This is a genomic window from Stenotrophomonas sp. 10L48, from assembly GCF_056395105.1.
The window spans coordinates 17,579-37,604 of sequence record NZ_JBFTIX010000004.1; the positions used below are offsets into that span (position 1 = coordinate 17,579).

Annotated in this window: 18 protein-coding genes and 1 pseudogene; 8 read left to right on the top strand and 11 right to left on the bottom strand. The window is 66.0% G+C overall.

Translation table 11 applies throughout. The features are described 5' to 3' along the window. The first annotated feature begins 54 nt into the window (after positions 1–54). The 5 genes from AC1DCU_RS07410 (at position 55) to AC1DCU_RS07430 (ending at position 5,446) form a co-directional block, all read left to right on the top strand. Positions 55–2,058, top strand: a complete 2,004-nt coding sequence (locus AC1DCU_RS07410) for an esterase/lipase family protein (RefSeq protein WP_105163871.1) — start codon at positions 55–57, stop codon at positions 2,056–2,058. 65 nt (positions 2,059–2,123) lie between these two features. Beyond that, complete coding sequence (locus AC1DCU_RS07415; RefSeq protein WP_313115022.1) at positions 2,124–3,104, top strand: hypothetical protein; 981 nt, start codon at positions 2,124–2,126, stop codon at positions 3,102–3,104. 78 nt (positions 3,105–3,182) lie between these two features. Then, positions 3,183–4,055, top strand: a complete 873-nt coding sequence (gene hchA, locus AC1DCU_RS07420; protein ID WP_313115024.1) for a glyoxalase III HchA — start codon at positions 3,183–3,185, stop codon at positions 4,053–4,055. A 158-nt stretch (positions 4,056–4,213) separates the two neighbouring features. Beyond that, positions 4,214–4,456: a hypothetical protein gene (locus tag AC1DCU_RS07425; RefSeq protein WP_025878849.1), complete on the top strand. Its 243-nt coding sequence runs from the start codon at positions 4,214–4,216 to the stop codon at positions 4,454–4,456. Between the two features lie 135 nt (positions 4,457–4,591). Beyond that, complete coding sequence (locus AC1DCU_RS07430) at positions 4,592–5,446, top strand: endonuclease/exonuclease/phosphatase family protein (RefSeq protein WP_033830850.1); 855 nt, start codon at positions 4,592–4,594, stop codon at positions 5,444–5,446. 18 nt (positions 5,447–5,464) lie between these two features. Here the strand turns inward: AC1DCU_RS07430 and AC1DCU_RS07435 are convergent, their stop codons facing one another. Then, positions 5,465–5,728 carry a hypothetical protein gene (locus AC1DCU_RS07435; protein ID WP_025878847.1) on the bottom strand — a complete coding sequence of 88 codons (264 nt, stop codon included), beginning with the start codon at positions 5,726–5,728 and terminating at the stop codon, positions 5,465–5,467. A gap of 141 nt (positions 5,729–5,869) precedes the next feature. Between AC1DCU_RS07435 and AC1DCU_RS07440 the strand changes: the two genes are divergently transcribed. Beyond that, positions 5,870–6,247 (top strand): VOC family protein, encoded by a 378-nt coding sequence (locus AC1DCU_RS07440; RefSeq protein ID WP_313115028.1) that lies wholly within the window; start codon positions 5,870–5,872, stop codon positions 6,245–6,247. Positions 6,248–6,288: 41 nt separating this feature from the next. On the opposite strand, the gene AC1DCU_RS07445 is transcribed toward AC1DCU_RS07440, so the two are convergent. The 6 genes from AC1DCU_RS07445 to AC1DCU_RS07470 all read right to left on the bottom strand — a co-directional run bounded on the left by AC1DCU_RS07445 (position 6,289) and on the right by AC1DCU_RS07470 (position 14,112). Further along, positions 6,289–7,710: an efflux transporter outer membrane subunit gene (locus tag AC1DCU_RS07445; protein ID WP_025878845.1), complete on the bottom strand. Its 1,422-nt coding sequence runs from the start codon at positions 7,708–7,710 to the stop codon at positions 6,289–6,291. Continuing rightward, positions 7,704–8,441: an SDR family oxidoreductase gene (locus AC1DCU_RS07450; RefSeq protein ID WP_025878844.1), complete on the bottom strand. Its 738-nt coding sequence runs from the start codon at positions 8,439–8,441 to the stop codon at positions 7,704–7,706. Before AC1DCU_RS07450 ends, AC1DCU_RS07445 begins: the two co-directional genes overlap by 7 nt. Positions 8,442–8,504: 63 nt before the next feature. After that, a complete protein-coding gene (locus tag AC1DCU_RS07455) occupies positions 8,505–11,675 on the bottom strand; it encodes an efflux RND transporter permease subunit (RefSeq protein ID WP_025878843.1) in 3,171 nt (1,056 codons plus the stop codon). Between the two features lie 127 nt (positions 11,676–11,802). Next, positions 11,803–13,026 (bottom strand): efflux RND transporter periplasmic adaptor subunit, encoded by a 1,224-nt coding sequence (locus AC1DCU_RS07460; protein WP_025878842.1) that lies wholly within the window; start codon positions 13,024–13,026, stop codon positions 11,803–11,805. Between the two features lie 91 nt (positions 13,027–13,117). Then, on the bottom strand, positions 13,118–13,888 hold the full coding sequence (locus AC1DCU_RS07465) for an SDR family NAD(P)-dependent oxidoreductase (protein WP_442251954.1): 771 nt from the start codon (positions 13,886–13,888) through the stop codon (positions 13,118–13,120). Next, a complete protein-coding gene (locus AC1DCU_RS07470) occupies positions 13,885–14,112 on the bottom strand; it encodes a hypothetical protein (protein WP_025878840.1) in 228 nt (75 codons plus the stop codon). Before AC1DCU_RS07470 ends, AC1DCU_RS07465 begins: the two co-directional genes overlap by 4 nt. A 147-nt stretch (positions 14,113–14,259) precedes the next feature. Here AC1DCU_RS07470 and AC1DCU_RS07475 point away from each other — a divergent pair, with 147 nt between their 5' ends. Continuing rightward, positions 14,260–15,291 carry a LysR family transcriptional regulator gene (locus AC1DCU_RS07475; protein ID WP_025878839.1) on the top strand — a complete coding sequence of 344 codons (1,032 nt, stop codon included), beginning with the start codon at positions 14,260–14,262 and terminating at the stop codon, positions 15,289–15,291. Positions 15,292–15,474: 183 nt separating this feature from the next. Here AC1DCU_RS07475 and AC1DCU_RS07480 read toward each other — a convergent pair whose 3' ends face one another. Both AC1DCU_RS07480 and AC1DCU_RS07485 read right to left on the bottom strand, forming a co-directional pair. Beyond that, positions 15,475–16,170 carry a YiaD family glycine zipper/OmpA-like lipoprotein gene (locus AC1DCU_RS07480; RefSeq protein ID WP_025878838.1) on the bottom strand — a complete coding sequence of 232 codons (696 nt, stop codon included), beginning with the start codon at positions 16,168–16,170 and terminating at the stop codon, positions 15,475–15,477. Between the two features lie 141 nt (positions 16,171–16,311). After that, the gene (locus tag AC1DCU_RS07485) at positions 16,312–17,727 is read right to left on the bottom strand and encodes a cryptochrome/photolyase family protein (RefSeq protein ID WP_032977962.1); all 1,416 of its coding nucleotides are present in this window, start codon (positions 17,725–17,727) and stop codon (positions 16,312–16,314) included. Positions 17,728–17,839: 112 nt separating this feature from the next. Between AC1DCU_RS07485 and AC1DCU_RS07490 the strand changes: the two genes are divergently transcribed. Next, on the top strand, positions 17,840–18,508 hold the full coding sequence (locus AC1DCU_RS07490) for a hypothetical protein (RefSeq protein WP_442251952.1): 669 nt from the start codon (positions 17,840–17,842) through the stop codon (positions 18,506–18,508). Positions 18,509–18,526: 18 nt separating this feature from the next. Here the strand turns inward: AC1DCU_RS07490 and AC1DCU_RS07495 are convergent. Together AC1DCU_RS07495 and AC1DCU_RS07500 are read right to left on the bottom strand one after the other, a co-directional pair. Then, positions 18,527–18,661, bottom strand: a pseudogene (locus tag AC1DCU_RS07495) (inorganic diphosphatase); the annotation flags it as partial. Positions 18,662–18,671: 10 nt separating this feature from the next. Beyond that, positions 18,672–19,979 (bottom strand): purple acid phosphatase family protein, encoded by a 1,308-nt coding sequence (locus tag AC1DCU_RS07500; protein ID WP_081794600.1) that lies wholly within the window; start codon positions 19,977–19,979, stop codon positions 18,672–18,674. Positions 19,980–20,026: the final 47 nt, after the last annotated feature.

Below are 20,026 nucleotides of genomic sequence, written 5' to 3' on the forward strand. Positions count from 1 at the left end.
TGCTTCCGCGTTGACACGCCTGCCGCTAGAGTGGCGCCAGCGCAGGGAGTTCACATGGAAAGAACAGGCATCGGCGTCATCCGCACCACCTTCGTCCTCGTTGCCCTGCTCGCCCTGAGCGGGTGCGCGACGCTGCGCCAGTTCGGCCCATCGGTGCAGGTGGGCACGGTCACGCCAGGACAGTACATCGCGCTCAAGCGCGGTGACATTCTCACCAGCGGCAAGCTCAGCGCGGCCACCATGGAGACCCTGCGCGTGGCCGGCCTGGACGAGGGCGCCTGTGCCAAGCCCGGCCTGCCCTGCATCGAGGCGATGGAGGGCAGCATCGTCGTCCGCGAGGAAGACAAGCGCTCGGCGCTGGCCGAACTGTGGGTGCAGTACGCGATGACGATGCCGGCGCCGAAGCGCGAGTCGGCGTCGGTGGCCCGCAGCAAGGCCGCGACCGCCCCGCCTGACCCGACCTTCCAGCCGCGCCTGGATGCGTGGATGCAGATCGCGCGGCAATCCTATGCATATCTGTTCTTCACCGAACGCACCGCCAACCAGCGTGGTTTCGAAGACCGCCAGACCCAGGTGCGCGACTACTACAACCTGGCCGTGCAGGAGTCAGCCGTGCTGCTGTTCGAAGCCTATTCGAGCAAGCAGGTGCGCAACGACAACGGGCGGTTCCAGCTGGGACGCTGGACCTTCGTACTGGCGCCTGCCGACGATGGCCCGGCAGCGGACACCCGCGAGCCGCTGGAACTGGTACCGGCCGCATCGATGTCCTTCACCGGCACCCTGCGCAGCGTGCATCGCCGCGATGGCTTCGGCGCCGAACTGGTGGCGGTGATGGCAGACCCGGCCAGCACCGGCCTGGCGGCCGCCGCCGCTGGTACCGCAACGACGGCCGAGCGCGACTGGAGCGAGATGCCGTCGCCGTCGATGACCGTGCTGTTGCGTTTTTCCGGCAACAACCTGTGGGAAGTGCTGCACGACGACGAGCCGGAACTGGAGATCCACGACCCCTACCAGGTGGCGGTGGTGGAACTGCACGGCGAACAGGTGCCACTGGCGGCGAACTTCACCGCCGGTTACGCGCTGTGGCTGGCCCGCTCCAACTTCAGCCGGCAATCGCTGCGTACGCTGTTCGGCGGCAAGGGCGGCATCGACAAGCCGCATCTGTTCATGATGCAGCCGTACGATCCGGACCGCCGCGTGCTGCTGATGATCCATGGCCTGGCCAGCAGCCCGGAGGCGTGGGTCAACGTGGCCAACGAACTGATGCGTGACGATGAGATCCGCGGCGACTTCCAGATCTGGCAGTTCTACTACCCGACCAACATGCCGATCGCCCTCAGCCACGATGAGATCCGGCGGATCCTGCATGAGGCACTGCAGCACTTCGACCCAACCGGCAAGGCGCTGGCATCGCGCGACATGGTGGTGGTCGCGCACAGCATGGGCGGGGTGATTTCGCGGCTGATGGTGTCCTCCTCCGGCGACCATCTGGTCGACACCCTGCTGGCGACTGCGCAGATGACTCCGGCGCAGCGCGAACTGCTGCGCACGAAGGGCGCGCCAGTGCTCACATTCCAGCCGGAACCGGAAATCTCACGGGTGGTGTTCATCGCTACCCCCCATCGCGGCACCGATGTTGCCGGCACGCGCCTGGGACGCTGGCTCGGCCGCTTCGTGCGCCTGCCGCTGACGGTGCTGGAGGATGTCGCGACATTGGCAAACGACGGCAAGGTCGAGCGCAACGACGACAAGCACGGCTACCAGATGAACAGCATCCAGAACCTGGACAAGGACGATGCCTTCGTCAAGGCCGTGGCCGATCTGCCGATATCGCCGAAGGTGCGTTACCACTCGATCATCGCGCGGACCCAGGCCGAAGGCCCGCTTGAAAAGACCGACGATGGACTGGTTCCCTACTGGAGCTCGCATCTGCCGAAGGCCGTCTCGGAAAAGGTGATCGTGTCCGGTCACAGCGTGCAGGAAGCCACGCCGGCCATCGTCGAACTTCGCCGCATCCTGCATGAGGACATGGAGGCTCATCCTCTGCCGGCGAAGTAGCGCACGACTTACAGCAACCATGGCCCGCGCTTTCCCGTCCGGGCCACCGACAACGAGGCAATGGAATGCATATCTCAACACTGGTCGAGCTGCTCGGCAGCAAGGGCTCGGATGCTCATCTGCAGGCATGGTTCGCGCAGCACGGTATCGGCAAGCCCCCGACCACGATCAGCGCGAACCAGGGGCAGAAATCGGTCAAGGACAAGCTCCACGACATGGAGTTCTACTTTGCCTTCGACATCATCAATGATCGCTTCTATCCGCCCACCGTCGGAGCGCGTGGCAGCCTGCTGAGCCACTTCAAGTCCGCCACCCTGTTCAGTCGCCGGCCCAAGGGTAATCCGCCAAAGCCCGAAGGCTTCTGGGACGGATACGTGCAGCCATCAGCCACACTCCAGGACTGCCTGGCGTACTTCGACGGCCGGTTGGAAGAATTCGGCGACACCGCCTACTTTGCAAAGCCGCTTACCGGGGACGTCGACATCAAGCTCTGGTTCTGCAAGCGCAGGCAGCGCGTGGACACCATCCAGCTCAATCTGCATGAGGACCGCGAGTTCATCGGCCATCATGATTTCGACCCTGGCAATGAACACAACACCACCCCGCAGGCGGCAACGCTGGTACTGAAGTGGCTGTTCGATCGCCGGCACCTGCGGGTGCCGCAGGCACTCTACGAGGCCGGGTTGGAGGATGATCACCAGGCGATCCTGCGCTTTGCCGAGCAACATCTTGGCAACCACATCTGGGCAGGCCAGCTTCACGATTCACCTGCGCTGCGCAGCGTGCTGGCCCACACCAGGACCACCCGCCCCCTGCGACTGGACAACGGCAGCCCGCTGCACTTGTTCGACAAGTGGCTGTACCTGAAGGCAGGCGGAGCATGGGAACGGCATCAGGCCCTCTACAACGACGACACACTGGCGGACTGGAGTGCGAGCGTGGATGCGTTCGAACGCGCGGTGGTGCTTGATGCCGCGCAGCGACAGGCTTTCCTGGCAATGCTGGACGACGCCTACCAGCGGGTTCAGCAAGCGCACCCTGCCTGATCGCATTGGGGGAAATCCCTCATCGTGCGTACGCATCGCTCTGGCTAAGGTGACCACTCTCTTCCGCAGGAGGTCCGCATGAACACGTCAGAACCCAGCCGTCAGCCCAGCCCCGATCCGGCCGAGCGGGATGCGTTTTTCCCGTCGCCGTACTCGCTGTCCCAGTTCACTTCGGCAACCACCGATCTGTCCGGCGCGGACTATCCCGATGCCCGCCGTGACGGACGCTGGAAAGTGCTGATGATCGCCGCCGACGAACGTTATCTGCCGACCGCCAACGGCCATCTGTTCTCGACCGGCAACCATCCGGTGGAGACGCTGCTGCCGATGTATCACCTGCACAAGGCCGGTTTCGGCATCGACGTGGCGACGCTGTCGGGCAACCCGGTGAAGTTTGAATGGTGGGCGTTCCCACGCGAAGACCGCGAGATCGGCGGCCTGTACGAACGCTACGAATCCCGCTTCCGCCAGCCTCTGCACCTGGACGACGTGGCGAGGGCACTCGATGCCGGTTCGGACTACGCCGCGGTGTTCATTCCCGGCGGTCACGGTGCGTTGATCGGCCTGCCGGAAAGCCGCGCGGTGAAGGCCACCCTGCAGTGGGCGGTGGACAATCAACGTCACATCATCACCCTCTGTCACGGCCCTGCCGCGCTGCTGGCGGCCGGCGTGGATGAAGCCGGTGGCGGTTCATTGTTCCGCGGGCATCGGATCTGCGCCTTCCCCGATGCGATGGACCGGCAGACCCCGGATATCGGCTACATGCCTGGTCAACTGCCGTGGTTCTTCGGTGAGCGCCTGGCCCAGCAGGGCGTGCAGATCGTCAACGAGGGCATCGATGGCAGCGTGATGCAGGACCGCCTGCTGTTGACCGGCGACAGCCCGCTGGCGGGCAATGCGCTGGGCAAGCTGGCTGCGCGCACCCTGCTGGATGCGTTGGCCGGTCGCTGAGAGGACAGGCACTTCCTGCCGACGCAGGCTGCGTGCTACACAGGACCGCGCCTGTGTTCTGCTGCAGGTGCGGCGCCGGCACGCTGTTGCCAGCGGCGGTCGGCAGTCATTGCATCAATGGAGTCTGGTAGCACCCACGACAACAAGGAGCGTGTTCGATGATGCTGCACAAGAAACTGTTCGCGTGTTCATTCGGTGCCGTGCTGGCGCTTGCCGCGCTGGTGCCTTCGGCACCGGCAAATGCCGCCGAAGAGGTCGGCCTGCAGGAAGAGTGCGTGCCCTTCCGGGCCGGCTTCGGCATCCACCAGCGTTGCACGCTGTACGTGGTCTATGACGATGGCACCCGCGTGGCCAGCGACCACTACAACCGCGACGAGAACGGGATGATGTACGACCCCTGATCGCTCAGTGGCATCAGCCGGGCGGTCGCACGCCGTCCGCCCGGCCCTTGCAGCCGCCCATCCCGGCATACCGCTGCCCTCGCCTTCCATGGCATCCTCCATGAAACCGCTTTCATGGAATGGAGGGATTCCACGATGTTGTCTCGCTTTCGCACGTCCGCGCTCTGCGCACTCCTGGCTTTTGCACTGCCCGCCGCCACCTGGGCAGCATCGCCCGCGCCGTTGAAGGTGATGTCCTTCAACGTACGCACCCCTGCCGACACCGACCCTGGCAAGCGCTGGGAAGACCGCCGCGATGCCATGGTCAAGGTGATCCAGCAGGCGCATCCGGCGGTGATCGGCACCCAGGAGCTGGTGCTGGAGCAGGCCAATTACCTGGCCGAACATCTGCCCGACTATCGCTGGTTCGGCGAAGGCCGCCGCGGTGGCAGTGGCGACGAACACATGGGCGTGTTCTACGACAGCAAGGTGCTGGCGGTGGAAGAGTCAGGCAATTTCTGGCTGTCCGATACGCCCGAGGTCGCAGGCAGCATCAGCTGGGGCAACCTGTTCCCGCGCATGGTCACCTGGGCCGTGTTCCGCCGCCTGGATGATGGCCGTCGCTTCTACTTCATGAACACCCACCTGCCCTACCGCGACGAGGACGAGCCGCGCCGGATCAAGGGAGCCGAACTGATTGCCACGCGCGTGGCCGCGCTGCCTTCCGACCTGCCGGTGGTACTGACCGGTGATTTCAACAGCGAGCCCGGCGGCGGCACCTATCAGGCCTTCACCCGGGTGCTTCAGGACACCCGTCGCCAGGTCAAGTCGCCGCAGGGTCCGCGCCTGACCTTCCACAACTTCACAGGAACGGCGACCGCCGAGCTGGACTGGGTGCTGGTACGTGGCTTCCACGCGCGCAGCTTCCTGACCGATGACCGCCGCATCGACGGCGTACTGCCCTCCGACCACTTCCCGCTGGTCGTTGAGCTGGACTGGCCGAAGCACTGAACAATGCAGCGACCCTCGCTACGGCGACGGTCGCTTGCCCAGCAGGCGGTACAACGCCTGATGCTGGTCGCGCGCCTGGCAGATGCGTGCGCCGACGGCAAGGAACACCGCAATGCCGACAAGGCCAACACCCAGCATTGAATCGGGCAGGCGCACGAAGCCGATCACCGCGGCCATCGCTGCCAGTACCAATAACACCACCACGCCGACCGACAGCCCGGCCCCTGGCAGGCCGGGATCACCGAGCAGCGTCCGTTGCGCCGATTGCTTCTGTTCGCCCATGTCCTGTGCTCCCGTGGTTTTTCCCCACTAGTTACACGGAGGGCGGCACTTCCGGCAGAGTCAGAAACGTCACAGTGGCGAGAACGTCCACGGCGGCCCACGCGCTACCCTGCCAGCATCCTCGTTGAGCGGAGACAACGCATGACCCATCGCAGCCGACTGGCCGGGTTCATCATCGATTGCCAGGACACACCCGCCGAAGACAGCGCGCGCTTCTGGGCCGCAGCGCTGGGCCTGCAGGCCGAGCCCGCCCGTGCTGAAGGCGACGCAGAGTATGCCGATCTGACGGGCGCGCCGGCGGGATTGAACGTGGAAGTGCAGCGGGTCGATCACCCGTCGCGGGTGCATCTGGATATCGAAAGCGACGACATCGACGCCGAAGCCGCAAGGCTGGAAAAACTCGGTGCCCGCCGGGTCGGTTTCGTCAAACGCTGGTGGGTGATGGAAGCGCCCACCGGTCATCGATTCTGCATCGTGCGCATGCGTGATCACGATGCTCCGGCCAACCATTGGCCATGATGAAAAAAGGGACGGAAGCAGATGCTTCCGTCCCCTGTCGCTCAGCGCGCCTGCGCCACGCTCGGCGCCTGCGGTGACTGGCCCCAGCCACCGAGTGCCTTGTACACGCCCACGACACTGACATTGACCTCTGATTCGGCGGCCGCCAGTGCATCATCGGCCACCAGCTGCGTGCGCTGCGCGTCCAGCAGGGTCAGGAAGTCCTCCGACCCTTCGCGGTAGCGGATCTGCGCCAGCGATTCGGCACGCCGCGCCGCCTGCGCCTGCTCGACCACGATGGCCAACCGTGCCTGCTGCTTGGAGTAGCGGGTCAACGCGTTTTCGGTGTCTTCCAACGCCAGCAGCACCGCCTGTTCGTACTGCGCGGCCACGCCTTCGGCCTCGGCCTTGCTGGCACGCAGGCGTGCCTTGACCGTACCGAAGTCGAATGCCGCCCAGCTCAACGACGGGGTCAGCGACCAGGCCTTGTTGTTGCCGTTGACCAGGCCACTGGCATCGCCGCCGAGGAAGCCGACGAAACCGGACAGCGACAACCGCGGGAACAGATCGGCCGTGGCCACGCCGACACGCGCGGTGGCGGCAGCCAGGCGACGCTCGGCCACGCGCACGTCGGCACGCTGGCGCAGCAGTTCACGGGTATCACCCAGCGGCAGTGCCTTCGCAAACGCCGGCACTTCGTGCGGTGCCAGCATGGCGGTCAGCACCTCCGGACGCTGACCAAGCAGGACAGCCAACCGGTTGCGCGACTGCGTCTCGGCCACTTCCAGCAGCGGGATGTCGGCCTCAATGGCCTTCAACCGTGCGCGGCTGCTCTGCACGTCCAGCTCGCTGCCGGCACCCAGTTCCCAGCGCGCCTCGGTCAGCCGCTGCGTATCGCGCAGGTTGACCAGGGTGCGCTGGGCCACCGCGATGCGCTTCTGGGTGCCACGCAGTTCGAAGTAGTTGCGTGCCACTTCGGCAGCGATCAGCACCTGCGCGTCGGCAAGGTTGGCCTGCTCGGCGTCCAGGTCGGCACGCGCAGCCTCTGCAGCACGGCGCTTGCGGCCGAACAGATCCAGCTCCCAGCCCGCATCGAAGCCGAGCTGGTAGCTTTCACTGAACACCCGCTGCCCACCCAGCTGCGGATCGGGTTGCTTGCGGCGGTCGTAGCTGCCGCCAGCGGTAACGTGTGGCGCCTGGTCGAAGCGGCTCTCGACAAACACGGCACGGGCCTGGCTGACACGGGCGACAGCCACGCGCAGGTCCAGGTTGTCCGACAGCGCGCCGTGCACCAGTTCTTCAAGCACCGGGTCATCGAACTGCGCCCACCAGCTGGCCACCGGCGAGGTGGTGCTGAAGACCGGCTGCTGTGCACCCTGCAGGACGACGGGCTCCTGCACCGGTGCCTTGTAGTTGGGGCCGACGCTGACACAGCCCGCCAGCACCAGGCTGGAGACGGCCATCGCCAGGGTGCGGATCACCATGGCAGCACCTCGCCCAGGTAGGTGAAGCTGCCGCTGGCGCCGGACTCGCCGATCAGCGCCATCTGCACGCTGGAACGCGCGCCCTCGGCGATTTCAATCTCGCCGTTGCCACCGTTCATATCGGTTTTCACGTAGCCGGGGTGCACGGTGTTGACCTTGATCGGCGTACTGCGCAGTTCATGGGCCAAGGCCAGGGTCCAGCTGTTCACCGCGGCCTTGGACGCGTTGTAGGCCGGGATCTTGAAGTCGTAGATGCCCGAGGTCGGATCGGCATGCAGGGTCTGCGAGCCGAGCATGCTGGAGACGTTGACGATGCGGCCGGACTTGGCCTGCTTGATCAGCGGCAGGAAGGCCTGGGTCACCGCCACCAGCGCATACACGTTGGTCTCGAACGTGCGACGCCAGGTGTCCAGCGACTGCTCCGACGGCAGTTGCGCTGGGTTCTCGATCATGATGCCGGCGTTGTTGACCAGGATGTCCAGACGACCATGGCGCTGACGCACCTGCTCGACCGCCTCGGCGATGCTGGCGCCATCATTGACGTCCAGCTGCAGCGCTTCCACCGGCAGGCCCTCGGCCTGCAGCTTCAACGCCAGTTCCACTGCGGTTTCGCGCTTGCGCCCGGCCAGCAGCGTGTGCACGCCGGCCTGTGCCAGCTGTCGCACGGTTTCCAGGCCAATGCCGCGGGTTGCGCCGGTGACCAGCGCGATCTTGTTCTGATGGGTGTTCATGGATTCGTTGCCTTGGTGGGGGGAAGCGGGCGCCGGTGATTGCCGGCGCCGCTGTTTTCCATGTCAGTGGTGGATGGTCGGCTCGCCGTGCTGCACCAGCTGGCCACCACCGTTGCGGGTGACGAACTTGCGCAGTGCCACGTAGAACACCGGGGTCAGGAACAGGCCGAACAGGGTCACGCCCAGCATGCCGGCGAACACCGTGATGCCGGTCACCGAGCGCACTTCGGCGCCAGCGCCATGCGACAGCACCAGCGGCACGGTGCCGGCGATGAAGGCGATGGAGGTCATCACGATCGGGCGCAGACGCAGGCGGCAGGCTTCCAGTGCCGCTTCGACGATGCCCTTGCCGCCCATTTCCAGCTCTCTGGCGAACTCGACGATCAGGATCGCGTTCTTGCACGCCAGGCCCATCAGCACCACCAGGCCGACCTGCACGAACACGTTGTTGTCGCCGCCGGTCATCCACACGCCGAACAGCGCGGACAGCAGGGTCATCGGCACGATCAGGATCACCGCCAGCGGCAGCGACCAGCTTTCGTACAGCGCGGCCAGTACCAGGAACGCCAGCATGATCGCCACCGGGAACACGATGAAGGCCGCCTTGCCCTGGGTCGCCTGCTGGTAGCTCAGGTCGGTCCATTCGGTAGCCATGCCCACCGGCAGCACCTTGGCGGCGATGGCGGTGAGGTTGTTCATCGCTTCGGCCGAGGACAGCACACGCGGGTCGGCTTCACCGGCCAGGTCAGCGGCCGGGTAGCCGTTGAAGCGCAGCACGGGGTCCGGACCGTAGGTTTCCTTGACGGTGACCATCGAGCCGATCGGCACCATCTCGCCACGGTCGTTGCGGGTCCGCAGCTTGCCGATGTCCTCGACGCTGTCACGGAACTGGCCATCGGCCTGTGCGATCACCTGCCAGGTACGTCCGAACTGGTTGAAGTCGTTGACGTAGGCCGAACCCAGGTAGGTCTGCAGCGTGTCGAACAACTCGGTCAGCTGTACGCCCTGGGCCTTCGCCTTGACACGGTCCACCTCGGCATCCAGCTGCGGCACGTTGGCCTGATAGCTGGTGATCGGGAAGGCCATGCCCGGGGTCTGTGCAACCGCACCCTGCATCGACTGCACCGCGTTCTGCAATGCGCCATAGCCGAGGTTGCCACGGTCCTGGATGAACATCTGGTAGCCGTTGCCGTTACCGAGGCCGAGGATCGGCGGCGGCATCATGGCGAAGGCGAACCCTTCCTGCAGGCCTGCGATCTTCTGGTTGATCTCCGCATTGATCTGCGCCGCGGTGCGGCCATGGCGCTCGCTGAACGGCTTGAGCGGAATGAACGCAACACCGGTGTTGGGCGTATTGGTGAACTGCAGAGCATTCAGGCCCGGGAACGAAATGGTGTGAGCCACACCGTCGGTTTCCTGGGCGATCTTGGCGACCTTGCGCAGCATTTCATCGGTACGCGCGATCGACGAACCCTCCGGCAGCTTCACGCCGGCGATCAGGTACAGCTTGTCCTGGGTCGGAATGAAGCCCGGCGGCACCAGCTTGAAGATGAAGCCGGTACCCACCAGCAGCACCGCATACACCACGAACACCGCACCACGACGACCGAGGATCTTCGACACGCCACGCTCGTACTTTTCAGAGCTGGACTTGAAGAAGCGGTTGAACGGACGGAACACCCAGCCGAACAGACGGTCGATGATGCGGGTCGGGGCATCCTTCGGCGCGCCATGCGGCTTGAGCAGGCGGGCCGCCAGGGCCGGCGACAGGGTCAGCGAGTTGATCGCCGAGATCACCGTGGAGATGGCGATGGTGACCGCGAACTGCTTGTAGAACTGACCGGTAACGCCCGACAGGAACGCCATCGGCACGAACACCGCACACAGCACCAGCGCGATGGCGATGATCGGCCCGGACACTTCGCGCATCGCCTGATGCGCAGCGGCCAGCGGGGTCAGGCCTTCTTCGATGTTGCGTTCAACGTTTTCCACCACCACGATCGCGTCATCGACCACGATGCCGATCGCCAGCACCAGGCCGAACAGGCTCAGCGTGTTGATCGAGAAGCCCAGCAGGTACAGCGCGCCGAACGTACCGACGATCGACACCGGCACCGCGATGAGCGGGATGATCGAAGCACGCCAGGTCTGCAGGAACAGGATCACCACCAGCACCACCAGCGCGATGGCTTCCAGCAGGGTGGAGACCACGGCCTTGATCGAGTCGCGCACGAAGATGGTGGTGTCATACACCGCTTCGTACTTCACGTCGGCCGGCATGGTCTTCTGCATCTCGTCCATGCTGGCCATCACCGCATCGCGGATCTCCAGCGCATTGGCGCCGGGGGCCTGGAAGATACCGATACCCACCGCGTTCTTGCCGTCCAGCTGCGAGCGCAGCGTGTAGTCACCGGCACCCAGTTCGACCCGGGCCACGTCCGCCAGCCGCACCACTTCACCGTCGGTGCCGCTCTTGAGCACGATGTCGCCGAACTCCTGCTCGCTGCGCAGGCGGCCCTGGGCATTGATCAGGGTCAGGAACTGGCTGTTGGGCATCGGCTCGGCGCCGAGCTGGCCGGCCGAGACCTGTACGTTCTGCTCGCGCATGGCGCGCACCACATCGCTGGCGGTCAGGCCGCGCGCGGCAACCTTGTCCGGGTCCAGCCAGGCGCGCATGGCATAGTCACCACCGCCGAAGATCTGTGCGTCGCCGACGCCCTGGATACGTGCCAGCGCGTCCTTGACGTGCAGGCGGGCGTAGTTGCGCAGGTACAGGGTGTCGTACTTGCCGTTGGGCGAGGTCAGGTGCACCACCATCAGGAAGGTGGGTGACTGCTTCTGGGTGGTCACGCCTTGCCGGCGCACGTCCTCGGGCAGTCGCGCCTGGGCCTGGGCAACGCGGTTCTGTACCTTCACCGCCGCTTCGTCCGGGTCGGTGCCCGGGCGGAAGGTGATGGTCATCTGCAGCACGCCGTCGGAACCGGCCACCGACTTGAGGTAGATCATGCCCTCAACGCCGTTGATGGCCTCCTCCAGCGGGGTGGCCACGGTTTCAGCGATCACCTTCGGGTTGGCGCCCGGGTAGACCGTGCGTACGACCACCGACGGCGGCACCACTTCGGGGTACTCACCGATGGGCAGCATCGGAATCGAGATCAGGCCTGCGGCGAAGATCACGATCGACAGCACCGCCGCGAAGATCGGCCTGTCGATGAAGAAACGGGAAAAGTCCATGGAAGAATTCCTGGAAAAGGCCGTCGGCGGGCAACAGCCGCCCTGCCCCTCGCCAATCTGGCGAAGGCAGTGACGGCTGCCGCTGGCACCGGCAGCTAAGCGGGGACGCGGATCAGGAGCCGGCGGATCAGTGGTTCAGTGCGGCAGTTGCATCGCGACCCGGCGCCGGCGCAGCGGTGGGCTGCATCGCCACCGCCTTCGCCTGCACCGGCATACCGGGCATGAAGACCTTCTGCACGCCATCGATGATCACCTTGTCACCGGCGGCCAGGCCCTGCTCGACGATGCGCAGGCCTTCGGCGGTGCGGCCGAGGCGGATGTCACGGCGCTGGGCCTTGCCATCCTTGTCGACCACATAGACGTACTTGCGGTCCTGGTCGGTCAGCACGGCCTTGTCGTCGATCAGCATGGCCTGGAACTGGCCGCTGCCGAGCAGCTGCACGCGGGCGAACAGGCCCGGGGTGAACTGGCGATCGGCGTTGTCCAGCAGTGCGCGGACGCGGATGGTGCCGGTGCTGCGGGTCACCTGGTTGTCGAGGAAGTCGACCTTGCCCGAGTGCGGGTAGCCTTCTTCACCGGACAGGCCGATCTTCACCGGCAGCTCGCTGTCGCGCTCGCTCGGGCGCTCGCCCTTGCGCGCCATCTGCGCGTAGCGCAGGAAGGTGCTTTCGTCGGCATCGAAGTACACGAACACCGTATCCAGCGAGACCAGCGTGGTCAGCACGCTGGCGCTGTCGCCGGCGGTGACCAGGTTGCCGGCGGTGACCATCGCCCGGCCGGCACGGCCGTCGATCGGCGCACGCACCTTGGTGAACTCCAGGTTGAGGCGGGCGGCATCCACCGCTGCCTGCGCAGCCTGCACCGCCGCACCGGACTGGTCGGCGGCCGCACGACGCTGTTCGGCGGTCTCGGTGGAAATCGCCTGCTGTTCGGCCAGGCGCTTGGCACGCTCGGATTCGCTGCGGGCCAGCACCGCCTGGGTACGCGCACGGGCCAGCTCGGCGTTGGCGCGATCGTACTCGGCCTGGTAGCTGCGGGCATCGATGGTGAACAGGACGGCGCCCTTCTTCACTTCTTCGCCTTCAACGTAGTTGACCTTGTCGATGTAGCCGGACACGCGCGGGCGCAGCTCGACGCTCTGCACGGCCTCGACGCGACCGCTGAATTCATCCCACTGGCTGACCTGCTTGAGCAGCACGGGGGCAGCTGAGACCTGCGGCGGGGGCGGCGCGCCGGCTTCTTCGGCATGGCCACCGCTGCAGGCCGCCAGGACGGCGGCAGCGAGGATCGACACGCCAGCCATCGCGATGCGATGACCGAAACGATGTGGAGTGGTATTGGGGGAAGTCATGGCATGCATCCGTACGGAGGGGTGGTACAGCTATTTGAGAATTGCTATCAACTTTCGGCGGCGTATCCTGCGACCTCAACCAAAGTCGAGGTCAAGCAACGCCTGCGGTGTCGCGCCACAGCGGCGGTCTTTCCAGGTGCAGCAGGCCGCGTGGCAGTTCGGCATCACTGCTATCGCAACGGACGATTGCGCGGTTGTCGCGGCACCCGTCGAGCAGGGACACCACGCGGCGACCGACCAGCAGTGAACTCGGCCATTCAATACAGGCGTTGGCAGCGTTGGCCGGCGTGCAGACCGGACTGCACACTTCCAGCATCTGCGCGCGTACGCCCACGGCCTGCGCTTCCTGGTGCACCACCTGCGCGTACATGCGCAGCGCGGCGGTGGTGATCGAGGTCTCGCCATAGCCTGCCCAGGGCTTGAGCCCGGCCGGGCTGCCGATCATCACGTAGCGGCGAGCATGCACGTTGTCCTGCAGCAGCGGCAGCAGGTGGTGCACTGCGTGCACATGCGGCATCAGGTCCGCCTGCAATGCCGCCGACAGGGCGTCACCGCCACGCTCGACCACGCGGCCACGGTTGTACGGGCCGCCCATCGCGGCAACCACCGCTGCCAGCGGGCGCGGGCGCTGCGCCACGCGTTCGGCCAGCGCACGTGCCGAACTGTCGTCGCTGAGCGAGCCCAGCATCGTCTGCAGGCCCGGCTCATCAGCAAACTGCTCGTGCAACGCCGCCAGGCGGCCGGGATCGCGGCCGACCACCAGCACGGGGCTGCCGGCCTCCAGCAATGCGCCGACCACACCCTGGCCCACGGCACCGGTGCCGCCGAGAACCAGGACCTCGGGCGTCAGAATCCCATTCACGGGACATTTCCTCCCAAATCCGGGATAGTCCCGATTCGGCGCAGTCGGTCACCCTTGTGCGAGGCAAGGTGCAAGGCACCGCCACGCTGCTGACGCATGGGTGCGGTAAACTCCCGAAAATCCTTGTTAACCAAGGAGCTGGGACGGGATTCAACGGTCATTGCCAGGTCCAGGGCGTTCTGGCCGGCAATCCGGAAGCGGGCAAGAATGTTGCGCAGGCTCATGGCGGACGGGCTCCAATTAGCGAATGGCGCCACGATAGACCTCAAACCCCTACTTGATTAGTCCTGATTAAGGGGAATAATCATCCCGTCCCCGGTCCAATCGTTCTGTCACGATTGCCCCATCCCCGACGTCCAGGATCCCTGACCATGTCCCACGATCTCAACGAGACGCTGATCTTCGTCAAAGTGGTCGAGCAAGGCAGCTTCATCGCGGCTGCCAAATCGCTCGGCCTGCCCAAGACCACGGTCAGCCGCAAAGTGCAGGAACTTGAGACGCGCCTGGGTGCGCGCCTGCTGCACCGGACCACGCGCCGCCTCGGCCTCACCGAAGCCGGTTCGATCTATCACGAGCATTGCCAGCGCATCGCGCGCGAACTTGAAGAAGCCGAAAGCGCGGTCAGCCAGCTGCAGTCTGGTCCACGCGGATGGTTGCGCTTCACCGTGCCCTATTCGATCGGCATCACCTGGATCGCACCGCTGCTGGGCCAGTTCCATGCGCAGTACCCGGAAATCCGCCTGGACATGCACATGGGCAACGAGAAGCTGGACCTGATCGCCGGTGAGGCCGATCTTGCCCTGCGCGTGGGTGCCCTGCCCGATTCCAACCTGGTGGCGCGCAAGCTCGGCAGCCTGCGCACGCAGGTGTTCGCCAGCCCGGCCTACATCGAGCGCTACGGCGAGCCGCTGCATCCGGAAGAGCTGCAGTTCCACCGCATCCTGGCCATGCGCAAGCCGTACCACACCGGCAATTCGCCACGCTTTACCTGGCAGCTGGGCGAGAACGGTGGCGAGCTGCGCGACTTCCCGGTGACGCCGCTGATGACGGCCAACGACATGTCTGCGCTGAATGGCGCGCTGGTGTGTGGCGAAGGTCTGCTGCTGACCGGCGACGTGATGGCCAAGCCGTTCGTCGAGTCGGGCATGGTGCGCCGCGTTCTGGCCGGCTGGACCGGCCCGGAAGTGGATTTCAACGCGGTGTTCGCCGGTGGCCGGCTGGTGTCGCCGAAGGTACGCGCGTTCGTCGATTTCCTGGTGGAGAAGCTCAACTTCGACGCCAACTACATGCTGGCGCAGTGCCCCGGTGCGAAGCTGGCGCGGCAGCAGCAGGAACAGGAAGAAGCGGCGCTGGCGAGCAGCGGCAAGCGTATCCTGGAGAAGGTGGCTGCTTCGGCGGCGTAAGCTGCAGCGATGCCGCCTGTACCCTGCTCTCCTGGATGGCCTCCGGTAGATGCCGACCTTGGCCGGCACGGCTCTCCACATGGGCTATCGGCGTGCCGAGCACACTCGGCACCTACAGAAAATGCCGCCTGCTAGGGCGGCATTTTCGTTCCTGCTGCGGCGGAACAGCGATAACGCTGCGCGTTATTGTTTGAGAGGAATCACGCGGATCTCGACGCGGCGGTTCTTGGCACGGCCGGCATCGGTGCTGTTGTCAGCGATCGGATAGGCCTTGCCAGCGCCCAGGGTTTCGATGCGCACGCTCTGCACGCCCTGGCCGATCAGGTACTGCGCCACCGAATCAGCACGCTCCTTGGACAGGCGGTTGTTGACCGCGTCGCTGCCGATGCTGTCGGTGTGGCCGACCACTTCGATCATGGTCTGGTTGTAGTCACGCAGGGTGCCGGCAACGCCATTGAGCGAGCCGTAGAACTGCGGCTTCAGTGCCGACTTGCCGAAGTCGAAGGTGATGCCGTCGGGCAGGTTCAGCATGATGTTGTCGCCCTGGCGCTCGACGTCGATGCCGGTGTTGGCGGTGCGCTCGCGCAGCGCGCGCTCCTGGCGATCCTGGTACTGGCCCACCGCGGCGCCACTGAGTGCGCCGATGCCCGCGCCGATCAGCGCATGCTGGCGACGCTCGGTCGCGCTGTCGCCGGACAGCAGGCCCGCGGCCACGCCGATGGCGGTACCGATCAGGGCATTGCGGCCGGTGCGGTTCTGCTGCTCGGTCGGGTTGCCGTACGGATCACTCTGCACATAGGAGCCGCCGGTGGCGCAGGCCGACAGGACGGCCGCACTCATCAGGGCCAGTGCGACGTTGCGGGTGGTGTTGCGGATCATGGTGTTCTCCTTGGTTTCCGGTCGGGCCGGCGGCTTGCGGGCGGCAACGAGGATAAACAGCCGGACGCGATGTCGGGATGATGATCACGCCGGTCGACAGGGGCGTGTTCAGCTAGCTGTCTGGACCGCTCAGCCAGCGCTTTACCCCGCCGCCGACTGACGGTAGGCGGCCAGAGCGGCATCCCGGCCAGCGGCGAGGTCCACCAGCGGCGTGCGTGGGTAGCCCGGCGCGCGTTCGGCCAGCAGGTGCGGATGCTGCCATGGAGCGAACCGCGCCTTTACCGGCAGCGCCGCCAGCTCAGGCACCCAGCGGCTGATGTAGCGCGCCTGCGGATCGAACTTCTCGGCCTGTGTGACGGGATTGAACACGCGGAAATACGGAGCCGCGTCGGCACCGGTGCCGGCCACCCACTGCCAGCCCATCGTGTTGTTGGCCAGGTCGGCATCCACCAGCGTGTCCCAGAACCAGCGCGCACCGTGCAGCCAATGCGCACGCAGGTGCTTGCACAGGTAGCTGGCAACGATCATCCGCACCCGGTTGTGCATGTAGCCGGTATGCCAGAGCTCGCGCAGGCCAGCATCGACGATGGGGACGCCGGTGTTGCCGCGCTGCCAGTCGTGCAGCTGGGCGGCACTGGGACTGGCCCACGGGAAGCGATCGAAGCGTGGATTGAGGTTGTCGGTCGGCGTCTTCGGGAAGTGGTGCAGCAGGTGATGGGCAAAGTCACGCCAGCCAAGCTGGCGCAGGTAGCCATCGATGTCAGCATCGGTACCGGCACTGCGCAGGCCTTCCAGCGCGTGGGCGATGCGCCACGGCGCGATTTCGCCGAAATGCAGGTGCGGCGACAGCCGCGAGGTACCGACCCGATCCGGCAGGTCGCGCTGCTCGCGATAGCCGCGCAGCGCACCATCCTCGAACACGGACAACGCCTCGAGCGCACCGGTCTCGCCCGGCTGCCAGTGTTCCCAGAACCCGGTATCCCAGTGAAGCGTGGGCGCCAGCTGCAGCGTATCCAGCGCGAGGCTGTCGACCGTATGCGCCGGCAGCGTCTCCGGTGCGGCCCGCAAGGCGGGCAAACGCCAGTGGCTGAGTACGTTGCGCCAGTACGGAGTGAATACCTTGTAGGGCTGCCCCTGCTGGGTGGCGATGTCCCAGGGCTCGAACAGCAGGCTGCCGTTGCAGCTCTGCGCATCTATGCCCTGCTCGCGCAGCGTGCGTTTGATGGCGGCATCGCGCGGTTGCGTGGCCGGTTCGTACTTGCGGTTCCAGTACACCGCTTCGGCGCCGGTCTGCTGCACCAGCTCCAGCAGGGAAGGCAGGCTGTCACCGGCACGCAGCACCAGCGATGAACCCCGTGCACGCAGGCCGGCATCCAGTGCCGCCAGCGAACGATGGCGCCACGCATTGGAGGCCGCGCCCGGCGCCCACTCGCCCTCTTCGTGCGGCGCGTGGATGTACACCGGCACCACAGCGTGGCCCGCTTCCAGCGCCGCCTGCAGCGCCGGATTGTCCTGCAACCGCAGGTCCCGACGGAACCATACCAACGCTACCGACACGTGCACTGCCTCTCAGTTGCTGGGCGGCCATGATAGCCAGTGACGGTGAAGGCGATGCGTGCGACCGGCTCTGCTAGGCTGCGCGCTCTTCCGCTTCCGCCCGGCCCACGTCATGGATGATCTTCGCGCCACGTTTGCCCGCTTCGGCGCCCTGCAGCCGCAATCTGCCGACGCGTGGCAGGGGCCGTTCCCGCTGCCGGACGTGCTGGCCGGATTCTACGCACACGTCGGCCCGTTCGGCGAGGTATTCAATCCTGCAAAAGGCCCCTGCGGCATCACCATTCCAGGCCTTGAGGTGTGGATACCGCCCTTGCAGCGCCTGTGGGCCTACCAGGCAGGCTATCGCTGGAACGGCAACGATGGCGAACCGATCAGCGACTGGCCGGCGCAGTGGCTGGTGATCGCCGACCGTGGCGCCGATCCCCTCATCCTCGACATCGACGACGGCCGCGTACTGTTCGCCCGTCATGGTGCGGGCCACTGGGACGCCGGCGGGTTCGCCGCCGACGTGCCGACCCTGATGGCCGCGTTGGCTGCGGCCGGCAGCGTTTACCTCGAGGCTGATGAGGATCTGTACAGCGATGACGATGATGGCGGGATCCGTCCGGTTCATCGCGAAGCGGCGCTGCGCGCTGTCGCTGTGGTGCTGGGCAGCACGGATGAAGCAGAACTGTTCCTGGACGCAATGCAGCAGAGCCACGCCATGCGCGGATGGTGCACGGAAAGGTTCAATCCACGCGTGGCGTGGATCTGCTTCTGGACTGCTGCATCGCTTCGCTGATCACTCGTCCGTCGTTCTTTCCTGCGGCACCTGCTCCGGCTGAGCGGCCAGGAACGGGTGCAGTACGGTATCGGCAGCAGCCACCGCGCCCACCACCAGCAGCAGGGCAACGGCGATGGCGGCCATCGGAACGAGGCGCGGGCGCGCGCTCATCGGTCGTTCCTCACTCCCAGCACCGGTCGGTGCGGCCCTTGGCGGTTTGGGCACGCGCGCAGTCACGCGGCGTGATCCGTCCCTCTCGCTGCTCCACCCGTTGCTTGCCGCCATTGTCATCGCGCTTCAGCTCGAAGGCGTCGTACAGGCGCCCGGTCACCGTGCGGGCCTCGTAGCGAAGGCGCTGCGGATCGATGCGCAACACCTGGAACAGCTGGGTGTCTTCGCCCACAGGGTCCATCGTCCTGCGTGCCTCGTCCGACAGGCGGTACTGCTTCGGTCCAGCCACCGTCACCACGTACTGCGGTGTTGCCGCCTGCCCTTCGCCGCGACGGCCGTAGGTATGGTCATGCCCCTGCAGTACCAGATCCACCTTGTGACGGCGCACCACCGGCAGCAGCACCTTGCGCAGGGCAGCATTCTCGCGGCCCTCGCGCGGCGAATAGAACGGCTGGTGCAGCAGCACGATCGTCCACGGCTGCCGGTTGCCGGCCAGCACCTTGTCCAGCCACTGTGCCTGCGCCTTGGCGGTACCCAGATCCAGCGCCGAGGTCCCATCGACCACGGCCACGCGCACGCCCTGTGCATCGAACCAGTAGCTGGTACCCGCCGCCGCGCTGGCACCGTTGCCCGGCAGGGCGAAGGTCACCGGCCAATGGCGGCCCAGCACACGGCGCTCCTGTGGCGTGTCCTCGAATTCCTCGAAGTACTCGTGGTTGCCGATCGCCGGCGCCACCAGCGTCTCCTGTGCCAGCCAGCTGGTGGCGGCAAACCATTCGCCCCATTCGCTGTCGTCCATGTTGTCGCCACCGCTGACCAGGTCGCCGGCAAACAGACTGATCCGCGCATCCGGCGCGGCCTTCTGTGCGGCCCGCACCACGCGGCTTACATGGCTGACGTTCTTGTTCTGGGTATCGCCGAAATACAGCAGGGTCAGCGGCTGGTCGGCAGCGGCCATCGTACGCAGCTGGTTCCACGCGCTCCAGCTGCCATTGCCCTGTACGCGGTAGACATACAGGGTGTCCGGCTGCAAACCGTCGATGTCGGCGCGATGATGATGCGACAGGCCGTTCTCGGTCTGCAGCACCTGGGTCTTCGCGCGCACCTGGACGATGCCCTCGATGGCCGGCGAATCGTCGGCCCGTGCGATTTCCAGCAGCGGCGACTGCACGCTGCCATCGGTGCGCCAGGCCACTGCGAAGCCGTGGCTGGGGTCGACCGATGGAGAGGCAACGATGCGGTCCGGCACCGGTGTGGCCGCGTAGTAGCGGCTGCCCGACGGCACCCGCGTATTGGGCTCGGCCGCAGCCATCGCCATCGATGGCAATGCGAGCAGCAGCCCGATCGCAAGCAAGCGCACCAAAC